Annotated in this window: 8 protein-coding genes; 3 read left to right on the plus strand and 5 right to left on the minus strand. The window is 70.4% G+C overall.

The annotated features are described in order from the left end of the window. The coding region (locus A9W95_RS28190; protein WP_216638135.1) for a hypothetical protein at positions 1 to 359 on the minus strand (359 nt) is incomplete at its 3' end. An 18-nt stretch (positions 360 to 377) separates the two neighbouring features. Here A9W95_RS28190 and A9W95_RS28195 point away from each other — a divergent pair. Continuing rightward, a complete protein-coding gene (locus A9W95_RS28195; protein ID WP_067409767.1) occupies positions 378 to 3,263 on the plus strand; it encodes a hypothetical protein in 2,886 nt (961 codons plus the stop codon). 133 nt (positions 3,264 to 3,396) lie between these two features. Then, positions 3,397 to 4,227 carry an SDR family oxidoreductase gene (locus A9W95_RS06255; protein ID WP_067409768.1) on the plus strand — a complete coding sequence of 277 codons (831 nt, stop codon included), beginning with the start codon at positions 3,397 to 3,399 and terminating at the stop codon, positions 4,225 to 4,227. A gap of 457 nt (positions 4,228 to 4,684) precedes the next feature. Here A9W95_RS06255 and A9W95_RS06260 read toward each other — a convergent pair whose 3' ends face one another. Both A9W95_RS06260 and A9W95_RS06265 read right to left on the minus strand, forming a co-directional pair. After that, a complete protein-coding gene (locus A9W95_RS06260; RefSeq protein WP_067409770.1) occupies positions 4,685 to 5,533 on the minus strand; it encodes a glycine betaine ABC transporter substrate-binding protein in 849 nt (282 codons plus the stop codon). A gap of 16 nt (positions 5,534 to 5,549) precedes the next feature. Beyond that, positions 5,550 to 6,539 (minus strand): malate dehydrogenase, encoded by a 990-nt coding sequence (locus tag A9W95_RS06265; RefSeq protein ID WP_067409772.1) that lies wholly within the window; start codon positions 6,537 to 6,539, stop codon positions 5,550 to 5,552. 217 nt (positions 6,540 to 6,756) lie between these two features. Here A9W95_RS06265 and corA point away from each other — a divergent pair, with 217 nt between their 5' ends. Then, the gene (corA, locus tag A9W95_RS06270) at positions 6,757 to 7,857 is read left to right on the plus strand and encodes a magnesium/cobalt transporter CorA (protein WP_067409775.1); all 1,101 of its coding nucleotides are present in this window, start codon (positions 6,757 to 6,759) and stop codon (positions 7,855 to 7,857) included. A gap of 38 nt (positions 7,858 to 7,895) precedes the next feature. Here the strand turns inward: corA and A9W95_RS06275 are convergent, their stop codons facing one another. Together A9W95_RS06275 and A9W95_RS06280 are read right to left on the minus strand one after the other, a co-directional pair. Next, a complete protein-coding gene (locus tag A9W95_RS06275; RefSeq protein ID WP_067409774.1) occupies positions 7,896 to 8,471 on the minus strand; it encodes a suppressor of fused domain protein in 576 nt (191 codons plus the stop codon). After that, the coding region (locus A9W95_RS06280) for an ABC transporter ATP-binding protein (RefSeq protein WP_067409777.1) at positions 8,468 to 9,503 on the minus strand (1,036 nt) is incomplete at its 5' end. The genes A9W95_RS06275 and A9W95_RS06280, both read right to left, overlap by 4 nt.

Raw genomic sequence — 9,503 nt, forward strand, 5'->3', positions numbered from 1 at the left:
CCGGATCCGCCGAGACCACCCGTGCCCCCGGTGCCGGCGGCAGCGCCGGCGCCGAACAGCAGCCCGGCGTAGCCGCCCGCCCCGCCGGCCAAGGCGGGAGAACCGTTGATGCCGTCACCCCCGTTGCCGCCGGCACCGCCATTGCCGCCATCGCCGACTGTGGCGCCGCTGCCGAGCGCGGCGGCGACACCGCCCGTGCCACCGGCGCCGCCTGCCCCGCCCGCACCGGCCCCCGACCTGGCGCCGGGTAGGACCGTGCCGCCGTCGCCGCCTTGCCCGCCGGCACCGCCGTTTCCGCTGGCACCCGCACTGCCGTTGGCACCTCCCGCGCTACCGCCCTGGCCGCCGGTGCCGCCCACGCCACCTCGGCCCCCCGAGTGACCGCTACCGGTCAGCCCATCTGCGCCTTGGCCGCCGGCACCACCGTTACCCGCCGCGCGGGTGGGGCGGGTGGCGCGGGCGGTAACGCCGGCGGCCCGCAGGGAATAAGCGGCACCGGCGGAACTGGTGGCAACGGCGGCAACGGCGGCAACGGCGCAGCAACGTCCACTCCCGGCCGGTCCGGCGGTTCTGGTGGTGGCGGCGGTGACGGTGGCGCCGGCGGAGCGGCGGGCACCGTCGGAGTCGGCGGTGCTGGGGGCAACGGCGGCACCGCCGGTGACGGCGGTGACGGCGGCAATGCAGGCATTGGGGGCGTTGGCGGCAACGCCGGTAGCGGCGGCACCGGCGGTACCGGAGGCAGCGCCGCAACGGCGGCCGACAGCAACGGTGATGGCGGGACCGGCGGCCGCGGTGGCACAGGCGGAAATGGCGGTCATGGGGCCGCTGACACGGGCGGCGGCGCCGGTAGTGGCGGCGCCGGCGGTTCGGGCGGCAACGGCGGTGCCGGAGGCGCAGCAGGCGCGCTCGGCAAGGGTGGTCTCGCAGGCGATGGCGGCGATGCAGGCACCGGCGGTAGCGGCGGGCGCGGCGCCGACGGCGGCGCCGACAGTGGCCGGGGCGGCGGTCAGGGCGGCGCGGGCGGTAACGGTGGCATGGGTGGTAGCGCTGGCGGTGCCACCGGCACCAGAGGCGACGGCGGCGCAGGCGGTCAGGGTGGCGCCGGAGGCAGTGGTGGGTCAGGCACGATCGACACCGCCGATGGAGCCGGACCCGGTGGTGCCGGCGGCACCGGCGGCAAAGGCGGCAGTGGCGGTGCGACCGGCGCCGTGGGCACGCTGGGCGTCGGCGGCAACGCGGGCGCCGGCGGCGACGGCGGCGCCGGGGGTCGAGCCGCCAACGGTGCCGCGGCCGACCACGGCGGCGGCGAGGGTGGCAACGGCGGCGCCGGCGGCGACGGCGGTACCGGTGGTGGGGCAGGTCCCGGCGGAACAAATGGAAACGGTGGGGCCGGCGGCCGGGGCGGCGTCGGTGGCCAGGGCGGCAACGGCCACGACAACCGTCTCAGCGGTGGCAACGGCAGCCGCGGTGGTCAGGGCGGCCATGGTGGTGCCGGTGGTGATGCCGGCACCGGCGGAGTCAGCGGAACCGGCGGCGCCGGCGGGGATGGCGGCGGCGGCGGCCACGCCGGTGTCGGCGGCACGAGCGTCTACGACGGCGGTAACGGCGGCCAGGGCGGCAACGGCGGCGCCGGGGGTAGCGGAGGGGCCGGTTCCACCCCCGGTGCCGGAGGCAACGGTGGCGATGCGGGCAACGGCGGCAACGCCACCACGGGCTTCTTGAAAGACGGCACCAACGGCAGCGGCGGCGTGGGCGGAGCCGGCGGCAACGGCGGCAATGGCATCTCAGGCGCGGCGGACAACGGTAGCGGCGCCGGCAACGGCGGCCACGGCGGCGCAGCGGGCCACGGCGGCCGCGGTGGCGACGCCGGCAGCGGCGGCCATCCGGGTAACGGCGGCGCAGGTGGTGTGGGCGGGGCAGGCGGCGCAGGCGGCGTTGGCGGTGCGGGCATGGCCGGCACCGGTCACAGCGGCGGCACCGGCGGCACCGGCGGCACGGGTGGCACCGGCGGGGTCGGTGGCCGGTCCGCGGATGGAGTCAACGGCAACGGCGGGGTCGGGGGTTCCGGCGGAATTGGCGGCCTTGGCGGCGCCGGCGCCGCCGGTGACGGCGCCGTGAGCGGTGGTCGTGGCGGCACCGGGGGCGCCGGTGGGACAGCTGGCGACGGCGGGCTCGCCGGTAACGATTTTCGCGGCGCGCCGGGCGCAAGCGGAGCCGGCGGCACCGGCGGTGCGGCTGGTGCTGGTGGTCAAGGCGGTAACGCCACCGGCAGCGGCAACGGCGGGGCCGGCGGCGCCGGCGGTCAGGGCGGCCAGGGTGGTAACGGCTCGCTGTCCAAGCAGGACAGCAGCCCGCCCGGCGGCAGCGGCGGTAGGGGCGGTGCCGGCGGTCAGGGCGGTAGCGCGACCGGCACCGGGACCGGTGGCGCCGGCGGCGCGGGCGGTACGGGCGGTACGGGCGGTAGAGGTGCCCCCGCTTATGTCAACTCCACCGCACCCGGCGGCACCGGTGGCACGGGTGGTACCGGCGGCGTCGGCGGGATCGGCGGTGCGGCACCCCTCGGCGGGACCAACGGCAACGGTGGGACCGGCGGCAACGGCGGTCTCGGCGGTCAAGGTGGCACCGGCTCCGACGGCCCCGGCACGGGCGCTGGCAGCGGCGGCGGAAACGGTGGCGCCGGCGGCCTAGCCGGAAACGGCGGAACCGCTGGCTCAGGCCTCGGTAAGGCGGGCACCGGTGGAGACGGCGGCCAAGGCGGCGGAGGGGGAACTGGCGGCCAGGGCGGCACCGGCTACGGAAAGCAAGGCACCGGCGGCACCGGCGGTGTAGGCGGCGCTGGCGGTGGCGGCGGCCAAGGTGCTGCCGGAGTGGGCACCAACGCCAATGCCGGCAACGGCGGTGCGGCTGGCGCTGGCGGCACCGGCGGCCGGGGCGGGGAGTACCGAGACTACGGCGAGGGTAAGGCAGGGACCGGTGGCCACGGCGGCATTGGTGGCGTGGGTGGCACCGGAGGCACGCCGACCGGCGCCGGTACCGGCGGTCGAGGCGGCGCTGGCGGCGGCGGCGGCCAAGGTGGCCAAGGGGGGCTGTCCTTCGCTTACGGCGGCGGCGACGGCGGCGATGGCGGAAACGGCGGCAACGGCGGCAACGGCAAGGGCCAACCCGGCGGGTCCGGCGGCGCAGGGGGCAACCCAGGCCTGGCGTGGTCCGGGGGCCAAGATGGTCACAAAGGCAACCCAGGCGAGGACGGCCACACAGTTTAGGGACAGCGGCTTGCCGCCACTTGCTGCAGCACGCCGGAGGCCGGGCGATCGACCTCGCCAATCAGCCACCCATAGAACCTCGGACCGCCGGTACCGGCTAGCCTCAACGTGAGGTCGACACGAGGGAGTGCTCATGCAGGGATTCGCCGGGAAAGTAGCCGTGGTGACCGGCGCTGGTTCGGGTATCGGACAGGCATTGGCGATCGAACTGGGCCGCTCCGGTGCCTCGCTGGCGATCTGCGACATCGACCTCGAGGGCCTGGCGCAAACCGAGGAGAAACTCAAGGCGATCGGCGCGCCGGTCAAAGCTGACCGGCTCAACGTCACCGAGCGCGAAGCGTTCCTGCTCTACGCCGACGCGGTCAACGAGCACTTCGGCAAGGTCAACCAGATCTACAACAACGCCGGCATCGGCCACACCGGCAATGTCGAAGTCGAACAGTTCAAAGACATCGAACGGGTCATGGACGTCGACTTCTGGGGCGTGGTCAACGGCACCAAGGCGTTTCTCCCCCACCTGATCGCCTCCGGCGACGGCCACGTCATCAATATCTCCAGCGTGTTCGGATTGTTCTCCGTTCCAGGGTATTCCGCCTACAACTCGGCCAAGTTCGCCGTCCGCGGCTACACCGAGGCGCTGCGCCAGGAGATGAGACTGCACGGCCACCCGGTCGGCGTGACCACGGTGCATCCCGGCGGCATCAAGACCGCTATCGCCCGCAACGCCACCGTGGCCGAAGGCCTGGACCGCGACGAGCTGGCGCAGCTGTTCGACAAGCGACTGGCCAACACCAGTCCGAAGCGGGCGGCCAAGATCATCCTGCAGGCGGTGCGCAAGAACAACGCCCGGGTGCTGGTCGGCCCGGACGCCAAGGTGCTGGACTTGATGGTGCGGATCACCGGTTCGGGCTATCAGCGGATCACCGAGCTGTTCATCAGCCGCGTCATCCCGCCCAAACACTGAGATCAGCCCACAACGGGTATACGCCCGACATGACAACACCGGAATCAGGCGCAAGTACCGACGCAACCGAAGAAGAAGTTCTCGCCCCGGCGACTCCCACCGCCGAAGGCCTACCGGTCAGCGACGAGGAAAAAGAACCCCCGACGGGGTAGCCACCGGGATCACCGTTCCACGGATGCGTAGCGCGGCAGGCTAGTCGGCTTCGACCTGCCCCGCGGTAGGCGCCGAGCCGCGAACCGCACCGGGTCTGATCCGGCGAGGCGTACGGCGGTCCGTAGCGCGCGCAGCCCGGCACGTGCGGTGGGATGCGCGATCCTCGGCACACCTGGCTGAAGGTGCTGCGCCGCCAAAACCATTGGGCGCATCCGGTTTTGGGAAGCGCGCAAGCCGGCCTCGACCGTCGCCGCCGACGTCAGCTCACCGGCTAGAACATAAGCGCCGGTCAACGCCAGGCCTATCAGCGCCCCAGCGGGTGCTCGCCCAGCCAGGCCCCGGCAACGGCTTGGGGGTCGGCGCCACCGGCGACCTTGCGCCGCATCTCCACCAGCGCAGCGGTGTCCAGCACCCCGGCCACTTCGTTGATGGCCAACAGTTGGCGATCGGTCAGCGCGTTGCGCCGATACAGCGGGACCACGTTCTCGGCCTGGATCAGCGCCGGTTTGCCGTCGGCGAGCACCTGTACGTCCGCGGGAACGTCGGGATCGGCCGTCGTGGACCAGGCCGCGGTCACCTCGCCCGCCCGCAACGCCGCGAACAACGCTGCGGCATCGGGGAATTCGCGCGGCGCGGGCAGCCGACAGGAACCGACCGTCGCGGGCGGCCCAAACCCGTTGACCATCCCGACCACCAGCCCGCCACAGTGGCCGGGCAGCAGACTCAGGTCGCTGCCGCCCCACGTCTTGGCGGTGGCTTGGGTGACCACCAGGGCCGGCTTGTCCTCGGCCGCGGTGGTGTAGTCACCCGCTGCGATGCCTTCGGGCAGGGCCGCGTTCATCATGCGGTAGACCTGCGTGTCGGACAAAGCGGCGGCGTTCGGCTGCAGTCTGCGCAACACCCTGCCGGTGAACGCGGGAACGACAGTGAACGCCCCCGAGTCCAGCTTGGCCATCGGATCGGCGGCCGATTCGACGTGCGCGGGGAAGCCGTAGGACCGCAGCGCCGCGGCATACAACCCGGCCAGCAGTGCCGACTCGGCCTTCGAACCCGAGCCCACCACCAACTCCGGCCGGCCAGCGGAGTGGCCGCCGCACCCGGCAAGCGCCAGCGCACCCGCCAGCAGCAGCGCGGTTCGCCTGCTGTGTTTCACCCCAGGGGTCGACGGCCTAGATCAGGCCCAGTTCTTTGACCGCGTTGCGCTCGTCGGTCAGTTCGGCGGTCGACTTGTCGATGCGGCCGCGGGAGAATTCGTCGATGTCCAGGCCCTGCACGATCGACCAGTTGCCGTCCTTGGTGGTGACCGGGAAGGAGGACACGATCCCCTCCGGCACGTCGTAGGACCCGTCTGAGACCACGGCCATGGAGACCCAGTCGCCGTCGGGCGTGCCGCGCAGCCAGTCGCGGGCGGCGTCGACGGTGGCCGATGCGGCCGAGGCCGCCGACGAGGCGCCGCGGGCGTCGATGATGGCCGCGCCCCGCTTGGCGACGGTCGGGATGAAGTCGTTCTCGATCCAGTCCTGGTCGTTGACCACCTCGGCGGCGTTCTTGCCGCCGATTTCGGCGTGGAAGATGTCGGGGTACTGGGTGGCCGAGTGGTTGCCCCAGATCGTCACCTTCTTGATGTCGGTGACGGCGGCGCCGGTCTTCTTGGCCAGCTGCGAGATTGCCCGGTTGTGGTCGAGACGGGTCAGTGCGGAGAACCGCTCCGTGGGGATGTCGGGGGCATTGCTGAGCGCGATCAGCGCGTTGGTGTTGGCCGGGTTGCCGGTCACGCCGATGCGGACGTCCTCGGCGGCCACCTCGTTGAGCGCCTTGCCCTGGGCGGTGAAGATGGCGCCGTTGGCTTCCAGCAGGTCACCGCGTTCCATGCCCTTGCTGCGGGGGCGGGCACCGACCAGCAACGCCAGGTTCACCCCGTCGAAGATCTTGTTGGCGTCCGCGCCGATCTCGACGCCTGCCAGCAGCGGGAAGGCGCAGTCGTCGAGTTCCATGACGACACCCTCGAGCGCCTTGAGCGCCGGCTCAATCTCGAGCAGACGCAGCTCGATCGGACGGTCGGGGCCCAGCAGCGAGCCACTGGCCAGGCGGAACAACAAGCTGTAGCCGATCTGGCCGGCGGCGCCGGTGACGGCGACCTTGAGTGGACTAGCGCTCACGTCGGTGTGCTCCTAAGGAGGTCATGCGGTATGAGGTTCGGGGTCGAAACTAGCGCACCGGCGCGGGTGGGGATTCGGCGGTCCACCACCCCGGCCGTTCGCCTCCGCTTTGCTGGGAATTAGCTGTTGCGGCCCACTTTCTCCCGTCTCGGAAACGCCCGGACGCGTAGCATGGACCACCGCCAGTTTGACCCGCGTCCGCCGATCGGAGGTGAACATGTTCCCAGGTTTCGATGCGCTGCCCGAAGCCTTGCGGCCCGTTGCCCGGACCCGCACACAGCACGTTCATCCCGTTCCCAATCCGCCGAGCCAGACGCTGGTCGACTGCGGCGTCTACGTCGACGGGCATCGGTTGCCGGGAAAGTTCAGCCACACCGAAGCGCTGGCCAAGGTCCGCGAAGTCGAACAGGCCGGCCAGCAGGCGTTCGTCTGGATCGGACTGCACGAACCCGACGAGACCCAAATGCAGCACGTGGCAGACGATTTCGGGTTGCACGCACTGGCGGTCGAAGACGCCGTGCAGGCACACCAGCGGCCGAAGGTCGAGCGCTACGACGAGACGTTGTTTTTGGTCCTCAAGACCGTCAACTACGTCCCGCACGACTCGGTGGTGCTGGCTCGCGAGATCGTGGAAACCGGCGAGATCATGATCTTCGTCGGCAGCGACTTCGTCGTGACGGTGCGCCACGGCGAGCACGGCGGACTGTCCGAAGTACGCAAGCGGATGGACGCCAACCCCGCGCATCTGCGGCTGGGCCCGCACGCGGTGATGCACGCCATCGCCGACTATGTCGTCGACCACTACCTCGGCGTGACCAGCCTGATGGAAACCGACATCGACAACATCGAAGAGGTGGCGTTCGCGCCGGGCCGCAAGATCGACGTCGAACCGATCTACATGCTCAAGCGCGAGGTCGTCGAGCTACGCCGGTGCGTGGCGCCGTTGTCGGGGGCGTTCCAGCGCATGCAGACCGAAAGCAAGGACCTGATCTCCAAGGAAGTGCGGCGCTATCTGCGCGACGTGGCCGACCACCAGACCCAGGCCGCTGAGCAGATCACCAGCTACGACGACATGCTCAACTCGCTGGTGCAGGCCGCGCTGGCGCGGGTGGGCATGCAACAGAACATGGACATGCGCAAGATCTCGGCTTGGGCCGGTATCGTCGCGGTGCCCACCATGGTCGCCGGCATCTACGGCATGAACTTCCACTTCATGCCGGAGTTGGACTCTAAGTGGGGTTATCCGACAGTGATCAGCGTGATGGTCGTCATCTGCGTGTTCCTGTATTTCAGTTTCCGCAGACGCGGCTGGCTGTGAGTCCTCACAGTCGACTAGGCACCTAAGGCGAGTACGGCTCAACCCGGTTGCGCGGCACCGCGATTGGGATCCAATACGTCGACCCCGTCGTCCACCCAGGCCTGTCGCATGGCCTCAGCGCCCTTGAGACGCACCCAGGCCGCTTCGGTGGCGGTGATGGGCGTGGCGGTGAGGAAACGCACCGGGTCATACGGTGGCTCTAAGGGCAATTCGGGAATCTCGCTGAGGCTCAACAACACCGCCGTGAACCGCGCTCCCGCCCACAGCGCCGAACTGAGGTCGATCAGCGCGTCGGGAACCAGCACCACACCCTCGACCGCCGGGGTCGCGGCCAGCACCGCCAGGCTGCGGGCCAGCCCGGTCACCGGCCCCGGGTCGCGCAGTGACACCACCACCTCGGCGCGCGGGCCGCGCAGCTGGTCGGTCACCATCTCGGTCGGATCGAGCATCGGATGGCGCGAACACCCCAGCGAGGCGTAATGCACCAGCCCGCCGGAGCGGAACCGCAGGACGTCAATGGTCTCGGTACCCAGAAACGTCACGCTGGCCGAGTCGGGTTCGGCGTCGAAGTGCTCGCGCAGGTATGCGCGCACCTGGTCCACGAAAGCGGTCACGACGGCACGGTCAGGTTGGCGCCGGTGTCGGCGTCGAAGACGACGAGTTTGGTGGTATCGCAGGCTAGTTCGATCGAATCGCCGATGGCCGCTTTGGATTCCGCGGGAACTCTTGCGACGAACTGGTTCTCGGTGACTTCACCCTGCGCCTCCAACTCGTCGAGTTGCGCGGCGTGTACGGCCGGGCCCGAGGTGGTGAAGTACACGTACTTGTCCGAGCCCAGCGACTCCACCATGTCGACGTCGACCCCGAAGGTCAACGCTCGAATCCGCTCGTAGCCGTCGATCAACGCCGCGTCGCGGATGTGTTCGGGCCGCACGCCGACGATGACGTTGCGCGGTTTGGGATGGCGCGCAATGATTTCCTGCGTCTGCGGGGACAACGTCACCTCCCCGAAGGGCAGCGTCAGCCCCATCGTCGTCAACGAGGCGGGAAAGAAGTTCATGGCCGGCGAACCGATGAAGCCCGCGACGAACAAGTTCGCCGGATGCTCGTAAAGCTCTTGCGGCGTGCCGATCTGCTGCGCCACTCCGCCATGCATCACCACCACTCGGTCCCCCAAGGTCATGGCCTCGGTCTGGTCATGGGTGACGTAAACGGTCGTGGTGCCCAATCTGCGCTGGAGCCGGGCGATCTCGCCGCGCATCTGCACCCGCAGTTTGGCGTCCAGGTTGGACAGCGGCTCGTCCATGAGGAAGGCTTTGGGCCGCCGGACGATGGCCCGGCCCATGGCTACCCGCTGCCGCTGACCACCGGACAGTTGCGACGGTTTGCGGTCCAGCAATTGCGACAAGTCGAGGATCTTGGCGGTCTCCTCGACCTGCTGGGCGATGTCGGCCTTTTTCATCTTCGCCAGGGTCAACGGGAAGGCGATGTTCTGCCGCACCGTCATGTGCGGGTACAGCGCATAGGACTGAAACACCATCGCGATGTCGCGGTCTTTGGGTGCCTTATCGTTGACCCGCTCGCCCCCGATGCGCAGTTCTCCGGACGAGATGTCCTCCAGTCCGGCAATCATGTTCAGTGTGGTG

It is taken from the genome of Mycobacterium sp. 1423905.2, from assembly GCF_001673155.1.
GTDB lineage: Bacteria > Actinomycetota > Actinomycetes > Mycobacteriales > Mycobacteriaceae > Mycobacterium.

What these genes read in the sequence shown, in the direction of transcription:
- A9W95_RS06255 (WP_067409768.1), top strand. Translation starts at nt 3,397, where the DNA reads ATGCAGGGATTCGCCGGGAAAGTAGCCGTGGTGACCGGCGCTGGTTCG.
- corA (WP_067409775.1), top strand. Translation starts at nt 6,757, where the DNA reads ATGTTCCCAGGTTTCGATGCGCTGCCCGAAGCCTTGCGGCCCGTTGCC.